A 17,288-nucleotide genomic window follows, 5' to 3' on the forward strand; every position below is an offset into this window, starting at 1 on the left:
GCGGAGGGTGGCTATGGATTATGAACCACGGATCGGTCGCATCCCGATCCGAAACCTGTCCCCCCTTCAACCCGAAGACCGCTGGTCGGCTAAGGCTTTTGCCGGCGAGGTGGTGCCGTTCAGCGCGACCATCTTCAAAGAGGGTCACGATCAGCTCGGGGCCGACCTCGTGCTCATCAGCCCCAGCGGCGAGCGCACGACCCACCGGCTGACCGACCTCGGCGAGGGCAGCGACCGCTGGGAGGTGTTGGCCCAACTGCCGGTGGCAGGCGAATGGCGTTGGCACATTCAGGCCTGGGTCGACGAGTGGGCGACCTGGCTGCACAACGCAGAGATCAAGATCCCGGCCGGCGTCGACGTGCCGCTCATGCTCGGCATCGGTGCCGATTTGTTGAAGCGCGCGGCCAAAGCCGACCCGACCAGCACCGTGCTGAAGGATGCCGCCAAAGGCTTCGCCAGCAAGCGCGCGTCAGCAGAAGAACGTCTTGCGATCGCGCTGGACCCCCTGCTCACCGCGGAGATCGAGCGCACCCCGCTCGCCGCCATCCTCTCCCGCGGCGAGGAGCAGACCCTGCGGGTGGAGCGTGCGCGCGCCGGCCTCGGGGCCTGGTACGAGTTCTTCCCCCGGTCGGAGGGCGCCAAGAAGAACCGCGACGGCAGCTGGAAAAGCGGAACCTTCCGCTCCGCCGCCAAACGCCTGCCGGCCGTGGCCGCGATGGGCTTCGACGTGCTCTACCTTCCGCCGATTCATCCGATCGGGGTCAGCTTTCGCAAGGGGCCGAACAACACGCTGAATGCCGGACCGAATGACCCCGGCTCGCCCTGGGCCATCGGGTCGGCGTTGGGCGGCCACGACGCCATCCACCCCGATCTCGGCACCGAGGCGGATTTCGTCACCTTCCTGAAGGCGACGAAGAAGGCGGGACTCGAACTCGCCATCGACCTGGCTCTGCAGTGCTCGCCCGATCATCCCTGGGTCACGGAGCACCCCGAGTGGTTCACCACGCTCCCGGATGGGTCGATCGCCTACGCCGAGAACCCGCCCAAGAAGTACCAGGACATCTACCCGCTCAACTTCGACAACGACTTCGAGGGCCTGAGCCGTGAAGTGCTGCGCATCGTGCAGTACTGGATCGGGCTGGGCGTGAAGATCTTCCGGGTGGACAACCCGCACACCAAGCCGCTCCAGTTTTGGGAGTGGCTGCTGCACGAGGTCAACACCGAGCACCCCGAGATCGTGTTCCTGGCCGAAGCGTTCACCGCGCCGGCGATGATGTACTCGCTCGGACAGGCCGGGTTCCAGCAGTCGTACACCTACTTCACCTGGCGCAACACGAAGCTCGAGCTCGAGGAGTTCCTCGACGGTCTCGCCCATGAGACGGATGCCTTCTTCCGGCCGAATCTCTTCGTGAACACGCCCGACATCCTCACCGCCTACCTGCAGTTCGGCGGTGTGGCCGCGTACAAGATCCGCGCGGCGATCGCCGCGACGGCCTCGCCGAGTTGGGGCGTGTACGCGGGCTACGAGCTGTTCGAGAACGTGGCAAGGCCCGGCTCAGAAGAGAACATCGACAACGAGAAGTACGAGTACAAAGCCCGCGATTACGCTGCTGCCGAAGCCGAAGGCCGCTCGCTGGCGCCGTACATCACGCGACTCAATGAGATCCGGCACCAGCATCCGGCCCTCCAGCAGTTGCGCAACCTCGATGTGCACTGGAGCGATGACGACTCGATTCTGGTCTACAGCAAGTACATTGCACCCGAGTTCACGGCGAATGGCAGCGGCGACGGGATCATCGTTGTCGCCAACGTCGATCCTCACTCGGTGCGCGAGACCACGGTGCACCTCGACCCGCGCAAATTCGGCTACCTCGCCGGCGAGACCTTCGAGGTGACCGACCTCCTCACCGGGCAGGTGTACACATGGGGCACGGACAACTACGTCCGGCTGGACGCGTTCACCGAACCCGTCCACATCCTGAGCATCGCGCTCCGCACCCCTACCGCCACCAATCACAAGAGAGGCGAATGATGTCAGACACCAACGGCACGACGCCCCCCGCGACATCCACCCAAACGGGTCCGGTTCTTGCTGGACGCAAGCTCGCGAAGGCGAACACGGCAACCCTCCCGGCGCTGCACCCCGATCACGTCACGGCCCTCGTCGAGGGCCGCCACCCACAGCCACATGAGGCTCTCGGCCAGCATCCGATCGATGGCGGATTCGTCGTTCGCGCCATCCGCCCGCTCGCGCAATCGGTGACGGCGGTGCGTGCCGACGGCTCGCGGGTACCGCTCACCCACTCCGCCCATGGGCTCTGGCACGGCTTCGCGCCCGGCGAGGGCCAGGCGTACACGCTGGAGACCGTCTATGACGGCGCACCGGACTGGACCGTGGATGATCCATACCGATTCGTGCCGTCGGTGGGCGAGGTCGACCTCTACCTGTGGGGCCAGGGCCGCCACGAACAGCTCTGGCACGTACTCGGCGCGCACTACCGACCGCACGAAGACGTGGCTGGCACGAGCTTCTCGGTCTGGGCACCGCACGCGACCGCAGCCCGCGTGATCGGCGACTTCAACGACTGGAACGGCGTCGGCCATGCCATGAGGCGTCTCGACGACAACGGGGTCTGGGAGCTGTTCATCCCGGGCCTGCACCCGGGCACCGCCTACAAGTTCGAACTGCGAACGCAGGGCGGCGAGTGGGTCACCCGCGCCGACCCGATGGCGCGGTACACCGAGATTCCCCCGCTCACCGCATCGAAGGTCGGCGAGAGCCAGTACAGCTGGAGCGACGGCGAGTGGATGTCCGGGCGGGCGAACATAGACCCGCACAATTCCCCGATGAGCGTCTATGAGCTGCACGTGGGATCCTGGCGGCCGGGACTCGGCTACCGCGATCTCGCCGATCAACTGATCGAGTACATCCACGAGACCGGGTTCACCCACGTGGAGTTCATGCCGCTTGCGGAGCATCCGTTCGGTGGGTCTTGGGGCTACCAGGTGACCGGCTATTACGCACCGACCAGCCGATTCGGGCATCCCGACGACCTGCGGTACCTGATCGACCGCCTGCATCAGGCGAACATCGGCGTGATCATGGACTGGGTTCCCGCGCACTTCCCGAAAGACGAGTGGGCCTTGGCCAACTTCGACGGGCAGCCGCTCTACGAGCACTCCGATCCGCGCAGGGGCGAACAGCCGGACTGGGGAACCCTGGTGTTCAACTTCGGCGACTCTCAGGTGCGCAACTTTCTCGTCGCCAACGCGCTGTACTGGCTCGAAGACTTCCACATCGACGGTCTCCGGGTCGACGCTGTGGCCTCGATGCTCTACCTCGATTACTCCCGCGAAGACGGCCAGTGGCTGCCGAACAAGAACGGCGGGCGCGAGAACCTCGAGGCGATCAGTTTTCTGCAAGAGGTGAACGCCACCGCCTACAAGCGCAATCCCGGGATCGTGATGATCGCCGAGGAGTCCACTGCATGGTCGGGCGTCACCCGCCCCACCAACGCGGACGGGCTCGGGTTCGGCATCAAGTGGAACATGGGCTGGATGCACGACAGCCTCTCGTACATGGAGGAGGACCCGATCAACCGGTCCTACCACCACAACGAGATCACTTTCTCGATGGTCTACGCCTACACGGAACAGTTTCTGCTGCCGATCAGCCACGACGAGGTCGTGCACGGCAAGGGCTCGCTGCTGCACAAGATGCCAGGAGACCAGTGGCAGAAACTCGCCAATCTTCGGGCGTTCCTGTCGTTCATGTGGGCGCATCCCGGCAAGCAGTTGCTCTTCATGGGCCAGGAATTCGGCCAGCCCTCGGAGTGGTCGGAGGAGCGCGGCCTCGACTGGTGGATTCTCGACCAGCCGGTGCATCGCGGTTTGCTGAACCTCGTCGGGGCGCTCAACCGTGTCTACCGCGACACTCCTTCCCTCTGGCTGCGCGATAACGATCCTGGCGGATTCGAATGGCTCGATGCTGGCGACGCCCAGCACAATGCGGTGTCGTTCCTGCGCTGGGATGACGACGGCAATCCGATAGCGGTGCTGATGAACTTCTCCGGCAACCCGGTGGGGCCGTATCGCATCGGCTTGCCCTTCGCGGGCACCTGGGACGAGATCCTCAACACGGATGCCGCGGAGTACGGCGGCTCGGGAGTCGGCAACTTCGGCGCGGTCGAAGCGACGGACACTCCGTGGGGTGACCGTCCGGCCTCCGCCGAACTCACACTGCCGCCGCTCGCCGGACTCTGGCTCAAGCTCCGCCGGTAGCTCGGGCGTTGGTCGAGTAGCGCACGCGCTCGGGCGCTACTCGACCAGCGACGGGGCTAGTAGAGCAACATCGTCAGCTGGCGACGCGCAGCGATCACGCGAGGGTCCTCGCCGCCGGCGATCTCGAAGAAGTCGACGAGTCGCGCGCGCACTCGGTCTTTGCCCGCCTGATCGAGCGTCGGGAACAGGTCCAGCAGACGCAGGAAGGCATCCTCGAGGTGCCCGCCCGAGACATCCAGATCCGCCACGGCAAGCTGAGCATCGAGATCCGTCGGCGTGGCTCCGGCGGCGGCGCGGATGTCGGCGGCGCTCGCACTACCCAGTCGGGCCAGCAGCGACACCTGTGCCAGCCCGGCCACGGCCAGCTGGTCGCGCGGGTTCTGCGCGATGGCCGTCTTGTACTCCGCGATCGCCGTCTCGTAGTCGCCGGTGGCAATCGCGTCGTAGGCCTCCTGGTGATGCGGCGGCAGCGGCTCTTCGACCGGCTCGGCGTTCTCGGCGGGGGCATCCGCGTTCTGCGGGGTGGCCACGCCGGTCACGTTGTTCTGCGCGGCGAGGGTCGCGACCTGCTCGAGCACCTGGCGGATCTCCGCGTCGGAGATCTCGCCCTCATAGAGTGCGATGGGGCGTCCGCCGATAACGGCGGCGACCGTGGGCGCCGCCGTGGCGCGGAAGGCCTCGCGCAGCTGGGGGTTGCCGTTCACCTCGACGTTGGCCAGCATGAACCGGCCTCCATACGACAGGATGACGCTCTGCAGCAGCGCCGACGGGCTACCGGCGTACAGCTCGACGATGACGGGTACCTGCTGCGAGAGGTCGAGGATGCCGGTGAAGTTGGCATCCGTTCCATCTAGCACCAGCGACGGGACCGGCACCCCTCCCCCGGGAGCCGCCGCGGGTGCACCCTGGGGTGCCGCGGGACGGGTGAGCGAAGAGAGGTCTACGGCGCCGCGCAGGTTGGCGGCGGACGGAGGAAGATTGGTCACGGCAATTCCTTGGCTGAGATCAGACCCGAAGCGAACCCGAGCAGTGTGATCTTGCCCTTGGTTCCGGCCTTCGGCACATAGAACAACAACTGGTCACCGTAGACCGAGACGGTGCCTTTCGTCGAGCCGGTGATGCCGGAGAGCGTTTTGACCTGGCCTTCGGGGTTGACCGCGGCGCCGGCCTCATTCGGCTTGACGGTGACCGTCTCCTCGAGTTCGGTCGCCACGATGGCCCCGGAATCGTTGGTGGAGAGGGCAATGACCGGATTGGTTCCGTTGCCGTTGGCCACCGTCATCGCCGCTGTCGCCGGCAACGCCGCGGCGGTCGCCTTGCGGTAGTCGTTGCCGAAACTCGAGATGAACTTGTCGGCGGTCAGGTCGAAGTCCTTGGTGAACGGACTCGCCGTTCCCTTGTCGAGGATGTCGCCGTAGTCGAGCGCGAGATCCTGCGGGGCGAGCTTCAGCAGTTTCGAGTCGGGCGAGACGGGCGACGCCCCGATGTTGGCGGCCGACACCTTGGGGAAGTCGACCTTCGCTTCGAGCTGCACCGCGTAGTTGACCTTGTAATCGTCTCGTGCCGTGTCTTGCACGAGCATGAGGGCGACGGGCGGAACGGTCTTGTCCTGCGGGTTCTGCACCACGGTGAAGACGGTGCGGGGCCAGGCGTCGGTCGCCTGCGGAAGGGTGAGACCCACGGCGGTCGCGGGAATCGGGAACAGCGCGGGAACGGTGTTGTCGACCTTGCGGATCGCATAGTTCGCCGACCGCAGGGCTAGAGCAGCGCCGGTGAACCGAGTCGCGGCGAGGGTCGGATCGTTGGTCTTGTCGGCTTCGGTGGCAACGGTGGAGATGCGCGCCACGATCTCTTTGAGCTGCGGGATCGACACCGCTGGCGGGTCGAGCTTCTCCCCGGCCGGTGCCGCCGTGGTCGGGGAGGGCGAGGGGGTGGCCTGATGTGCGCCACCGAGGAACTCCGGCCAGAGCTCGGACGAGCATCCGCTGAGAAGCAGCGTGCCCACCAGCAGCACGGGAGTCGCCACGACCATCTTGCGCCGGATCGAGCGTCGTCCCGCGGTCGACGAGACCGCGCGGCGCTGGCGGTACCCGCGCTGCCGAGGCACCTTCGGCATCTTGGGAGTCTTTCGCCGCGGCCCCCTGGACCGACGATGATGGACGACCGCCCAGATATACAGGCCGATGCCGATGAGCAGCAGCAGCAGTCCCCCGGCCATCAACGGACCCGACCACGGGGTGCGATTGTCGAGCGGCCACTGCAGAGAGATATTGTTCGGAGCCGGGTCGGTGCCGTTGGACACGATGAGCACGGTGATGTCGCTCGGCACGTTGACGGTGAAGGTAAGGGCCTTGGCGTGCGAGAAGTGTCCAAGCCACAGGTCGGACCCTGCCGGGTTCGGGACCTTCGTCGCCTTACCCTCGACGACCGTGTTGGTGAGCTTCTGCGTCGACGCTTTGTAGCCGATTCGGTTGTAGGTGGTCTTGCCGACCCAGGCCTTCACGTCTTCGGTTCGACCGTATGCGGCGAAAACAGTGGATGAACCGCTGATGTCGATCTTCTGACGCCCGGGTAGCGACTGCAGGGTCTTCGAATCGATCAGCGTCACAGTGGCGGGCGAGTCTGTGGAGACGGACGCCGTCAGGGTCGATGGCGCGGCGAGCACGGTTCGCTGGGCGAATCCGTACGCGATCATTCCGAAAGCGATGACAAACGCCACGATGGCGGCGACAAAACGCACGTTGGGGTACTCCTTTCGTGTTGCTCGACGCGACAGGAGGTCGGCGACCCATGTCTCGATGCACTCAAATGAGCGATCGTGACGACTCGCACTAGGGGGCGAGTACAGGGGTTCCAGGCTGGTGGGCCCGGGGTGGCAACAGGCAAAGACATCCCAGGGTAGCCCAGGCAGGCTGTGAACGTGCCTCATGGCTCAGGCTAAACTCTGAGCGTTCGGCCCCTGACCCCGATAGGCGCCGTCAATACTTTACGAACTCACGAGGAGATCACCGTGGCTGCCGACGACGAGTCCTTCAGTACCGCCATGCGCGGATACAACCGCGACGAGGTGGATAGCGCTATTCAGGACCTGCGCCGCGAGCTCATCAAGGCCAACGCCGACAAGGCCGAAGCGAGCAAAGAGGTCAAGCGCCTGAACTCGACCGTCGAGGATCTGCAGGCGGAGATCGAGGAGACCGGCAGCCCCACCTACAGCGGGCTCGGCACGAAACTCGAGAACACGCTGCGCGTCGCCGAAGAGCAGTCGACCCGCATCATCAGCCAGGCCGACATCGACGCCGAGAAGCTGCGCAGCAGCGTGCAGGCCGAGATCACCGCGCTGCGCGTGGACGCCATGGAGGCCGCCGAGCGCGTCGTGACGGAAGCCAGGGCCACCGCGAAGGCGGCGCTCGATTCCGCATATTCCGAGGCGGCCGAGCGGCGGGAGCTCGCGAATGCGGAGGCCGAAGCGCTCACGCAGGACGCCCTGCGGGAGGCCGCGGCCATCCGTGGCGCCGTCGCCACCGAAGCCGCCGAGGCCCGCACCACCGCGAAGCGTGAGGCAGCTGCCGTTCGCGCAGACGCCGAGCGTGAGGCGGCAGAGCTCAAGGTCGTCGCCAGCCGAGAGGCAACCGAGGCTCGAGATGCCGCCGCCGCGCTCGCCCGCGAGACCGAGCTCGGCCGAGCCGAATTCATCAGCGAGAACGAGAAGCAGTGGGGAGACCTCGCCCGCGAGACGGAACAGCAGCGCACCGACCTCGCTCGCGAGATCGAGGAGAGCCGCGCCCTGCTCATCCAGAACGCTCACGACCAGCGCGCTGAGCTCAAGCGCGAGATCGACGAGGCGCGCACCACCCTCGAACACGACACCGCTGATGCCCGTGCTCGCCTCGAGCACGAGACCACCGCCACGCGCGACGCACTCGCGAACGAGGCTGCGGCGACGCGGTCGGCACTGGAGCAGGAGGCCGTAGCCACCCGCGATCTGCTGGAGCAGGAGACATCCGCTGCCCGGTCAGCGCTGACGCAGGAGACCGCAGCTGCCCGCGCCGCCATCGAACTCGAGGCCGCTGCCGCCCGCACCGACCTGATGCAGCACACGAACGCCGTTCACGCCGCGCTCGAGCTGGAGCTCAGCAGCGCCCGCACCGCTCTCGAGCAGGAGATCGCCGCCGGCCGCGCCGAGGCCGAGCTGGAGATCACCAGCGCCCGCACCCAGCTGGAGCTCGACACCAAGCGCACCCTTGACGAACTCGACCAGGAAGTCGAGGAGGCCCGCGCCAAGCTCGAGGCCGAGCTGGAGGCTGCGCGTTCGGCGCTCGCCATCGACCTCGAGCAGCAACGCACCAACGCCGAGCGCGAGATCGAGGCCCTCGAGGCTGAGGTCACCCGCGAGTCGGAGCAGACCCGCGCACAACTCGCGCACGACGTGGCCGAGACGCGCAGCCGCATCGCCCTGGACGCCGAGCAGGCTCGCGCCGATCTGGATGTCGAGCTAAAGTCACGCAGGGACGAAGCCGAGAAAGATTTCCTGGCCAAGCACCAGGAGGCGGTGTCGCAGATGCAGAAGTACCTCGACGATGCGCAGGCGCAGCTGGCCGAGCTCACCGCAGCCGCCGCCGAAAAGCGGCACGAGGCGGACAACATCGTCAGCGAGACGCGAGCCGCGGCACGCGAGCTCACCGAGAAAACCGCCAACGACACTTCTGCAGCCATCTCTGCCGCCGAGGCCCGCGCGATCGAGCTCGTGAAGGACGCGGAGAAGCGCAGTGCTCAACTCGTGTCCGACGCGGAAGACCGCCTGGCCAAGATTAGAATTGAGCGCGAAGCCGTCGCCGGCTACTTCGAGAGCCTTCGCGGTGTGCTGACGCAGGCCGAGAGGGTTTCTTCGGGCGAGTAGCGCGCGCGGAGACGTTCACACACCGAGCCGGGGGACGCCGTGAAGATTCAGAACGCATTCCGGCTTGGACTTCTGGGCGGGCTCGGCGTCATCGTGGCGATCGCCATCGGCGGGGCCGTGGCGACGCTCTCCACGATCCTCACCTACATCGGCGCAGCGCTGTTCCTCTCGCTCGGTATCGACCCGGCCGTGTCGTGGCTGGAGAAGCGCAAATTCCCGCGCTGGGCTGCCATCCTCACGGTGCTGGTCGTGGTGATCGGGGTGCTCGTCGGCCTCGTGTTCGCTCTCGTGCCGGTCATCGTCGACCAGGTGAACAACCTCATCGGCACGCTGCCCGCCTTCATCAGCACGGTGACGACATCACAGTTCATCCCCGACATCCAGAAGAACCTGCCGAGCTTCATCGACCTGCAACAGCTGATCGACAATGCGGGCGGCTACCTCACCAGCAACGCCGGCAAGATCGGTGGCGGACTGCTGAACGTGGGTATCGGCATCGCCGGAGGCGTGACGGGTCTGTTCATCATCAGCATCCTGACGATCTATTTCGTCGCGTCGCTGTCCGCTCTCAAGCGTGGGGTCTACCGCCTGGTGCCCGCCTCGAAGCGCGAGCGGTTCGCCGACATCGCAGAGCAGATCACCGACGCCGTGGGTCGGTATGTGATCGGTCAGGCGACGATCGCCCTCGCCAACGGAATCGCGAGCTTCATTTTCCTCTCGATCATGTCGTTCTTCGGCGTGAAATACCCGGCACTGTTCGCCTTCATCGCCTTCCTGTTCGCCCTGGTTCCGCTGGTCGGAACCTTGTCGGGCAGCATTTTGATAACCCTCAGCACGCTCGCGATCACCGTCGGCGAAAGCGGGCCGTGGCCGACCATCATCGTCGCGATCTACTACCTCGCCTACATGCAGATCGAGGCTTACGTCATCAACCCGCGGGTGATGACGCGGGCGGTCAAGGTGCCGGGTGCCATCGTCGTTATCGCGGCTCTGGCTGGCGGCTCGCTGCTCGGCATCCTCGGCGCCCTGATCGCCATCCCGGTCGCTGCCGCGGTGTTGCTGATCATCGACCAGGTCGTCGTACCTCGCCAAAACGAGTTGTAGAGGCTATGCCAGCCGGTCGGCCGGGAACCACTCGGGCAGCGGCAGCGCTGCCGGGTTGAGCCGCAGAACTATTTCGCTGAGCACGCGGCGGGTCTGACTCTCCCCCACCCACAGGTGCTTGCCGCCCTCGACCGCCACGAAGTCGATCTGCGGCACCACAGCGAACCGCTCCGCGGCGTCCGCCGGGCGCAGGAAGTCGTCCAGCTCGGGAATGAGCGCGACCAGCTTTCGACCTGAATCGGCCCAGGCTGCTATCTCGGCATCCGACGTGCGGTGCAGCGGCGGAGAGAGCAGGATGGCCCCCTCGATCGGATGTTCGAGACCCCACTTGAGCGTGACCTCGGTGCCGAACGACCAGCCCACCAGCCACGGATGTGGGAGTCCGCGAGCCGCGACGAGATCCATCGCCGCAGACAGATCGAAGCGTTCGGTGACGCCGTCGCCGAACGACCCCTCGGAGGTACCGTGCGGCGAGGTGACCCCGCGGAAGTTGAAGCGCAGCACGGCGAGGTCGGCAAGCGCCGGCAGTCGAGCGGCGGCCTTGCGAATGATGTGCGAGTCCATGAATCCGCCCGCCGTCGGCAACGGATGCAGCGCAACGATCGTGGCGACCGGGTCGCGGTGCAGGGGCAGCGAGAGTTCGCCGACCAGACTCAAGCCATCGGAGGTGCGGAGTTCGACCGCCTCCCTCCGGGCCGGGAGCTCCACCGCGCCGCGGATCTCGATGCCCGGGTCTTCGGGCGCTGTGGTCATCGGATCTTCCAGCAGTGCGAGTGCCAGTGGCGACGGGCGGCGATGTCGTCGGCCTCGCCCATCAGGCCATCCGCCCGCCACGCGACGAGGTGCGGGGTACCGGGAGCGATCTCGAGGCCACAGCCGGGGCACACGTAGTACTTGACCGCGGAGGCCGGCGCAATGGGCTGTACGTTCCACAGACCGTCACGTTTCGATTCGCTGTGCAGCGCCCCATGGAGAACGCGGGAGAGGTCGACATCCTCGTCACTCCGCGCGTCAGACTGGTGGGGTCTGCGCGGACGATTGGATCTAGGCACCCGTCAAGCCTACGAGGTCTGCCGACAGGCCGGGCGCTCATGACCCGCTCGGATTGTCGATCGGTTCGATCGGTTCGATCGGTTCGATCGGTTCGATCGGTTCGATCGGTTCGATCGGTTCGATCGGTTCGATCCTGGCCTACGGGGCCAGGCGCTATCAGTACCAGCCCGTGGACTGGCTGTGACCCCAGGCGTTACACGGCGTGCCATAGCGCCCGCTGATATAGCCGAGCCCCCAGGTGATCTGGGTGGCGGCGCTGGTCTCCCAGTCGGCCCCGGCTGACGCCATCTTCGACCCGGGCAGAGCCTGCGGGATGCCGTACGCGCCACTGGACTGATTGCCCGCTGTGGTGCTCCAGTGCGACTCTTTGTTCCAGAGCGAGACCAGGCAGGAGAACTCGTCGTCGCCCCAGCCACGCGCTTGAACCATTCCGTAGGCGATCTGCTGAGCCTCACCCGCCGGCACCGCAGGACCCGCGGCAGCCTTGCCCTTGGCTGCGACCGGAGGCGCCACCGGAATGATCTTGGCGGTGACGGTGTAGTTGTCGCGCGCGCCGGGAGCGGACACCGGGCCGATCACGCTCAGGCTCTGAGGCGCCGGATGAGCCGCCGCACCGCCAACCGCGATGGGGTCGGCGTAGGCCGCGGGAGTCTGCGGCGCGAACACCAAAACGACGACGAATGCGAGAGCGGCGGTGAACGCGAAGATGGGCAATGAGTACTGCATGCGAGTATGCCTCATTTGAGCGGACCGCCCGCGGGGCCGGGCACCGACTCCGCTAGGGGAGGCTACGGGCGATAAAGAATTCGCTTGCCTACTCATCGCCTACCAATTTAGCCCAGATGGCCGCAAAAGGCCCATCGAGTCAGCGCACTGCCAGCATCACCGAGACGACGGAGTCGAGCAACAGGTCCACCTGAGCTTCGCGGTAGCCGCCCTTCTTGGGGCGGAAGGCCACGGTGCGCACCTCTTCGATGCTCATCGGGCGCCCCTCCTGGAAGTAGCTGGTGAGCCGAGCGGCAAAGGCGTCGACCTGCTTGCGGTCGTACCCCGTGCTGAGCAGTTTCACCCGATCGAAGCGGTGACCAAGCGGCCGCGCGAGTCGCGCCAGGATCTCCTGCGCGATAGTGCGTGCCTCCGTGTACCAGGCCTGGTCGCCGCTCTGCTGCACCGCGCGCTCACGCTCACGATTGGCGAAGGCGTCTTCAAGCCGCTCCAGCGCCGCATCCACGTGGGTCGGCGAGTAGCCGCCCTTCTGCATCGCGAAAGCGATCTGCCGGATGGACTCCGAACTCACCACGACGGGGGCGTTCGGATCGGCGGTGTAGGCCTGGCGGGCATCCTCGAGAAAGTCTTCGACCTGTTCGATGCTGTAGCCGCGTCGCGACGTTCGGGTGCGGGGAAACGTAGTACTCACGCGACCATTGTGCCCTACGGCACGGGGAGTCGGCAGAGCGGTCAGTGCGTAGCGAAGATCAGGAACAAGACGTATGCGCCCGCCGCGCTCGGCAGCGTCGAGTCGAGACGATCCAGGAACCCGCCGTGGCCGGGCAGGAAGGTACTGATGTCTTTGATTCCGAGGTCGCGTTTGATCAGCGACTCGGTGAGATCGCCGATCGTGGCCGTGAAGACCATCACAGCCCCGAACACGAGGCCGAACCACCACGGCTCGTGCAGCATGAACAGCGACAGCAGGATGCCCGCGATCAGAGCCACGACGACCGAGCCGGCGAACCCCTCCCAGGTCTTCTTCGGGCTGATCTTCGGCGCCATCTTGTGCTTGCCGAAGAGCAGTCCAGACACATAGGCGCCGGTGTCGATGCCGACCACGATGATGAGGAAGGCGAGAGTCCACCACTCCCCGCCGCGCTGCGCGGTGAGCACCACGGTGAAGCTCGCGAGGAAGACCACGTATACCTGCACCAGGGTCGTCGCCCCGAGATCCGCCCAGAACGCGCGAACGGTGGTGCGATGACTGGGAAATGCCGACTCGACCAGGCGCCACAGCGCCACGAATACGATGCCGCCGAGCAGCGCTAACCATGCACCGCCCGCTCCCCCATAGAAGGCCGCGGGAACGATGGCGACGCCCGCCACCACACTTCCGACGCGGGGAACTTTGCGCCCCGCGAAACGTAGCGCGCTGGCGAGCTCGAACGTGGTGAAGCCGATGAGGAGCGCCGCGAAGACCATGAACAGCGCCTTGACGATCAGCAGGCTGGCAAGCAGACCACCGCCGAGCACCAGACCGATCAGGATGGCTACCGGCAAATTGCGGCCGGTGCGTGCCTGGATCTTCTCCTGCGTCGCATCGAACTGGGCGCGGGTCGCGGCGACCTGCACCCTGAAGTCTTCCTCGAGTCCGTGCGCCATGGCCTCTGCGTCGGCGCGACGGAACGGCCGACGCCGCCTGGGCGCGGTCGGCTGGCCGCCCTCCGAAGGCTGAGCGTCATCAGGAGCGCGAGTCATCAGACCTCGAGAAGCTCGGCTTCTTTTTTCTTCAGTGCGTCATCGATCGCGTCGATGTTGGCCTTGGTGACCGCCTCGAGCTCCTTCTCGCCGCGAGCGATCTCGTCTTCGCCGACCTCTTTCTTGAGGCCGTCGAGGTCGTCTTTCGCGCTGCGACGGATGTTGCGGATCGACACCTTGGCGTCCTCGCCCTTGCCGCGCACGATCTTCACGAACTCGCGGCGACGCTCTTCGGTGAGCTCGGGCAGTGTCACACGGATGATCGTGCCGTCGTTGCCCACGTTGGCACCCAGGTTCGGTGCGTTGGTGATCGCGCGCTCGATCTCTTTCAACGCACCCTTGTCATACGGCGTGACAAGCAGGGTGCGCGCCTCGGGGTTGTTCATTCCCGCGAGCTGGCCGAGCGGAGTCGGCGTTCCGTAGTAGTCCACCAGGATCTTCTGAAATAGCGCCGGGTTTGCACGCCCGGTGCGGACGTTGCTGAAATCGTCTTTCGCCGCCTCGACGGACTTGTGCATCTTGTCTTTGGCTTCTGCCAGGACTTCAGGGATCACGGTGTTGCTCCTTCGAGGGCGGTCTGTCGAGAGTTTATCGGGCTAGGAACTGGCTGCGGTGACGCCGGGCCGCTGTGGCTGGCTGACTGGCGGGCCGGCTGCTGCTGAGCTAGTTGTTGACGAGTGTGCCGATGCGATCGCCCGCGATCGCTTTCGTCAGGTTGCCGGCCGGGGACATCCCGAACACGACCATGGGCATCTTGTTGTCCATGCACAGGCTGAAGGCGGTCGAGTCGACGACCTTCAGGCCCTGAACGAGAGCCTCCTGATAGGTGATCTCGTCGATCTTCTTGGCGTCGGCGTTGTGTCGCGGATCGGCGTCGTACACGCCGTCGACACCGTTCTTGGCCACCAGCACCACGTCGGCACTGATCTCCAGCGCACGCTGTGCAGCGACGGTGTCGGTGGAGAAGTACGGCAAGCCGGCGCCGGCACCGAAGATGACGACGCGCCCCTTCTCGAGGTGGCGCTCCGCGCGGCGCGGGATGTACGGCTCGGCGACCTGGGTCATCGAGATGGCGGACTGCACGCGGGTCGCGGCTCCCGCCTGCTCCAGGAAGTCCTGCAGGGCGAGGGCGTTCATGACGGTGCCCAGCATGCCCATGTAGTCCGCACGGCCACGGTCCATTCCGCGCTGGCTGAGCTCGGCACCTCGGAAGAAGTTGCCACCTCCGACGACGATGGCGATCTCGACATCCTGAGCCGCCGCAGCGATCTCTTTGGCGAGCTCACTCACCACGTCGGGATTGACGCCGAGCGAGCCTCCGCCGAATGCCTCGCCGGAGAGTTTGAGGAGAACCCGTCTCTTGTGCGCGTCGGTCATGCTTTCTCCTTCAATCGGTGTGCGGTATCCAGGCTACCGGTCGTAAACCGTGCGCCTGGCATGGGAATGGGCCCGGCCGCGTGCGCGGTCCGAGCCCATTTCCGGGGTGCTGCTAGATGGTAATTACGCGCCGACCTTGAAACGTGCGAAGTCGGTGACGGTGAGGCCGGCATCCTTCAGCACGGTTGCGACGGACTGCTTGTTGTCGCGTGCGTAGTCCTGCTCGGTGAGCACGACCTGCTTGAAGAAGGCACCAACGCGTCCCTCGATGATCTTCGGCAGGGCGGCCTCGGGCTTGCCCTCGCCGCGGCTGATCTCCTCGACGATGCGACGCTCGTTCTCGACGTCGGCCGCGGGGACCTGGTCGCGGGTGAGGTACTGCGGGTCGGCGAACGAGATGTGCTGCGCGATGCTACGAGCGGTCTCCGCGTCGTCACCGGTGTAGCCCACGACCACGCCGACCTGCGGCGGCAGGTCTTTGTTGGTCTTGTGCAGGTAGACGGCGAAGTGCTCGCCGGTCACCAGCGCGACGCGACGAAGCTCGATCTTCTCACCGAGGATCGCTGCCTCGTCGCTGATGAGCTCGGCGACGGTCTTCGACCCGGCGGTGGCCGCAAGGGCTTCCTCGACGGTTGCGGCGCCAGCTGCGGCGACCGCATCCAGCACCTGGTCGCCGAGCGTGACGAACTTCGCGCTCTTGGCGACAAAGTCGGTCTCGCAGGCCAGCTCGATGAGCGTGGTCGTCGAGCCGTTGTCCTTTGCCGCGATCAGGCCCTCGCTGGTGGAGCGGTCGGAGCGCTTTGCATTGCTCTTCGCGCCGCGCAGACGGAGCAGCTCGGTGGCCTTCTCGAGGTCACCGCCCGCTTCGACGAGAGCGTTCTTGGTCTCGACCATGCCGGTGCCGAGGCGCTCGCGCAGGGTCTTGAGGTCGTCCAGGCTGAAATCTGCCATGGCTGGTTCCTTTGCTACTAGAAAAGAGGAGCTGTGCTGACGAGGGAAACTACTTGGCGGACGGCTTGGCGGCCGCGGCCTTCTCGGCCGGGGTCTCCTTCTCGGCGGGAGTCGCCTCGGCCTCGAGACGGGCCTCGGCCTCGTCGTCGGTCTCGGTCTTCGGGGTGACGACCAGGTCGGCATCCGCGATGGCGGCGAGATCGGCGGCTGCAACGGCATCCGCGTCGTTCTCCTCGACCGGGACCTCGGCAGCAATGACGGCCTCGACCGCAGCGGTGTCGGGGGTGGTCGACCCGACGAGACCGTCGACGGCCTCGATGGCCTCAGCCTCGGTGGACGGGGTCTCGGATGCCGCGAGCAGCTCCGCTTCCCATGCGGCGAGGGGCTCGAGAACGACGCCCTCCTCCGGCTTCTGGTGGCGCTGGATCAGACCCTCGGCAGCGGCATCCGCGATGATGCGGGTGAGCAGACCGACGGAGCGGATGGCGTCGTCGTTACCCGGGATCGGGTACTGGACCTCGTCGGGGTCGCAGTTGGTGTCGAGGATCGCGATGACCGGGATACCGAGCTTGTGCGCCTCGTCGATGGCGAGGTGCTCCTTCTTGGTGTCGACGATCCAGATCGCGGACGGGGTCTTGGTGAGGTTGCGGATACCACCGAGCGAACGCTGCAGCTTGATCAGCTCGCGGCGCTGGATGAGCAGCTCCTTCTTGGTGTAGCCACGCGTGGTGTCGTCGAAGTCGATTTCTTCGAGTTCCTTCATGCGGGCCAGACGCTTGGAGACCGTCTGGAAATTGGTGAGGAGGCCACCGAGCCAGCGCTGGTTGACGAACGGCTGGCCGACGCGCTGCGCCTGCTCTGCGATCGAACCCTGGGCCTGCTTCTTGGTACCGACGAAGAGGATGGTTCCACCGTGCGCGACGGTGTCCTTGACGTAGTCGTAGGTCTTGTCGATGTACGACAGCGACTGCTGCAGGTCGATGATGTGGCTGCCCGAGCGCTCGGTCAGAATGAAGCGCTTCATCTTCGGGTTCCAGCGACGGGTCTGGTGTCCGAAGTGGACGCCGCTGTCGAGCAGCTGGCGGATGGTGACGACGGCCATGGCCGATTCCTATTCCGCGCGCACGGCGACGCCTGTGCACGCTTATCTCAGTTG

The 17,288-nt window shown here is 65.9% G+C and carries 14 protein-coding genes and 1 pseudogene; 4 read left to right on the forward strand and 11 right to left on the reverse strand.

Translation table 11 applies throughout. The features are described from left to right. Positions 1 to 13 precede the first annotated feature (13 nt). Both IV501_RS00715 and glgB read left to right on the forward strand, forming a co-directional pair. Positions 14 to 2,032 carry an alpha-1,4-glucan--maltose-1-phosphate maltosyltransferase gene (locus IV501_RS00715; protein WP_200554499.1) on the forward strand — a complete coding sequence of 673 codons (2,019 nt, stop codon included), beginning with the start codon at positions 14 to 16 and terminating at the stop codon, positions 2,030 to 2,032. Continuing rightward, complete coding sequence (glgB, locus tag IV501_RS00720) at positions 1,924 to 4,281, forward strand: 1,4-alpha-glucan branching protein GlgB (protein WP_200554500.1); 2,358 nt, start codon at positions 1,924 to 1,926, stop codon at positions 4,279 to 4,281. Before IV501_RS00715 ends, glgB begins: the two co-directional genes overlap by 109 nt. A gap of 56 nt (positions 4,282 to 4,337) precedes the next feature. On the opposite strand, the gene IV501_RS00725 is transcribed toward glgB, so the two are convergent. After that, positions 4,338 to 5,267, reverse strand: a complete 930-nt coding sequence (locus IV501_RS00725; protein ID WP_200554501.1) for a co-chaperone YbbN — start codon at positions 5,265 to 5,267, stop codon at positions 4,338 to 4,340. Further along, positions 5,264 to 7,021, reverse strand: coding sequence for a DUF8094 domain-containing protein (locus tag IV501_RS00730; protein ID WP_200554502.1), 1,758 nt, complete (start codon positions 7,019 to 7,021; stop codon positions 5,264 to 5,266). The genes IV501_RS00725 and IV501_RS00730 overlap by 4 nt, the downstream gene beginning before the upstream one ends. A gap of 270 nt (positions 7,022 to 7,291) precedes the next feature. Here IV501_RS00730 and IV501_RS00735 point away from each other — a divergent pair, with 270 nt between their 5' ends. Both IV501_RS00735 and IV501_RS00740 read left to right on the forward strand, forming a co-directional pair. Beyond that, positions 7,292 to 9,178, forward strand: a complete 1,887-nt coding sequence (locus tag IV501_RS00735; RefSeq protein WP_200554503.1) for a coiled-coil domain-containing protein — start codon at positions 7,292 to 7,294, stop codon at positions 9,176 to 9,178. Between the two features lie 39 nt (positions 9,179 to 9,217). Then, positions 9,218 to 10,282 (forward strand): AI-2E family transporter, encoded by a 1,065-nt coding sequence (locus tag IV501_RS00740; protein ID WP_200554504.1) that lies wholly within the window; start codon positions 9,218 to 9,220, stop codon positions 10,280 to 10,282. A gap of 3 nt (positions 10,283 to 10,285) precedes the next feature. Here the strand turns inward: IV501_RS00740 and IV501_RS00745 are convergent, their stop codons facing one another. The 9 genes and pseudogenes from IV501_RS00745 to rpsB form a co-directional block, all read right to left on the reverse strand. Then, positions 10,286 to 11,035 (reverse strand): alpha/beta hydrolase, encoded by a 750-nt coding sequence (locus tag IV501_RS00745; RefSeq protein WP_200554505.1) that lies wholly within the window; start codon positions 11,033 to 11,035, stop codon positions 10,286 to 10,288. Next, a complete protein-coding gene (locus tag IV501_RS00750; protein WP_200554506.1) occupies positions 11,032 to 11,334 on the reverse strand; it encodes an Rv1322 family protein in 303 nt (100 codons plus the stop codon). The genes IV501_RS00745 and IV501_RS00750 overlap by 4 nt, the downstream gene beginning before the upstream one ends. A gap of 157 nt (positions 11,335 to 11,491) precedes the next feature. Further along, positions 11,492 to 11,785, reverse strand: a pseudogene (locus tag IV501_RS16730) (aggregation-promoting factor C-terminal-like domain-containing protein); the annotation flags it as partial. A gap of 415 nt (positions 11,786 to 12,200) precedes the next feature. Then, positions 12,201 to 12,752 (reverse strand): DivIVA domain-containing protein, encoded by a 552-nt coding sequence (locus tag IV501_RS00760; RefSeq protein ID WP_200554508.1) that lies wholly within the window; start codon positions 12,750 to 12,752, stop codon positions 12,201 to 12,203. Positions 12,753 to 12,793: 41 nt separating this feature from the next. Beyond that, positions 12,794 to 13,708: a phosphatidate cytidylyltransferase gene (locus tag IV501_RS00765; RefSeq protein ID WP_200554509.1), complete on the reverse strand. Its 915-nt coding sequence runs from the start codon at positions 13,706 to 13,708 to the stop codon at positions 12,794 to 12,796. A gap of 95 nt (positions 13,709 to 13,803) precedes the next feature. After that, positions 13,804 to 14,358, reverse strand: a complete 555-nt coding sequence (frr, locus tag IV501_RS00770; RefSeq protein WP_200554510.1) for a ribosome recycling factor — start codon at positions 14,356 to 14,358, stop codon at positions 13,804 to 13,806. Positions 14,359 to 14,467: 109 nt separating this feature from the next. Continuing rightward, complete coding sequence (pyrH, locus tag IV501_RS00775) at positions 14,468 to 15,181, reverse strand: UMP kinase (protein WP_200554511.1); 714 nt, start codon at positions 15,179 to 15,181, stop codon at positions 14,468 to 14,470. Positions 15,182 to 15,304: 123 nt separating this feature from the next. Then, positions 15,305 to 16,132: a translation elongation factor Ts gene (gene tsf / locus IV501_RS00780; protein ID WP_200554512.1), complete on the reverse strand. Its 828-nt coding sequence runs from the start codon at positions 16,130 to 16,132 to the stop codon at positions 15,305 to 15,307. 49 nt (positions 16,133 to 16,181) lie between these two features. Next, positions 16,182 to 17,234, reverse strand: a complete 1,053-nt coding sequence (gene rpsB / locus IV501_RS00785; protein WP_200554513.1) for a 30S ribosomal protein S2 — start codon at positions 17,232 to 17,234, stop codon at positions 16,182 to 16,184. Positions 17,235 to 17,288 lie beyond the last annotated feature (54 nt).

Source organism: Lacisediminihabitans changchengi (assembly GCF_016634425.1).
GTDB classification, from domain to species: domain Bacteria; phylum Actinomycetota; class Actinomycetes; order Actinomycetales; family Microbacteriaceae; genus Lacisediminihabitans; species Lacisediminihabitans changchengi.

Excerpts from the sequence above, each read along its gene's own strand:
- IV501_RS00715 (WP_200554499.1), top strand. The coding sequence starts at position 14 with ATGGATTATGAACCACGGATCGGTCGCATCCCGATCCGAAACCTGTCC.
- glgB (WP_200554500.1), top strand. The coding sequence starts at position 1,924 with ATGGGGCACGGACAACTACGTCCGGCTGGACGCGTTCACCGAACCCGT.
- IV501_RS00745 (WP_200554505.1), bottom strand. The coding sequence starts at position 11,035 with ATGACCACAGCGCCCGAAGACCCGGGCATCGAGATCCGCGGCGCGGTG.
- IV501_RS00765 (WP_200554509.1), bottom strand. The coding sequence starts at position 13,708 with ATGGCGCACGGACTCGAGGAAGACTTCAGGGTGCAGGTCGCCGCGACC.
- pyrH (WP_200554511.1), bottom strand. The coding sequence starts at position 15,181 with ATGACCGACGCGCACAAGAGACGGGTTCTCCTCAAACTCTCCGGCGAG.
- tsf (WP_200554512.1), bottom strand. The coding sequence starts at position 16,132 with ATGGCAGATTTCAGCCTGGACGACCTCAAGACCCTGCGCGAGCGCCTC.
- rpsB (WP_200554513.1), bottom strand. The coding sequence starts at position 17,234 with ATGGCCGTCGTCACCATCCGCCAGCTGCTCGACAGCGGCGTCCACTTC.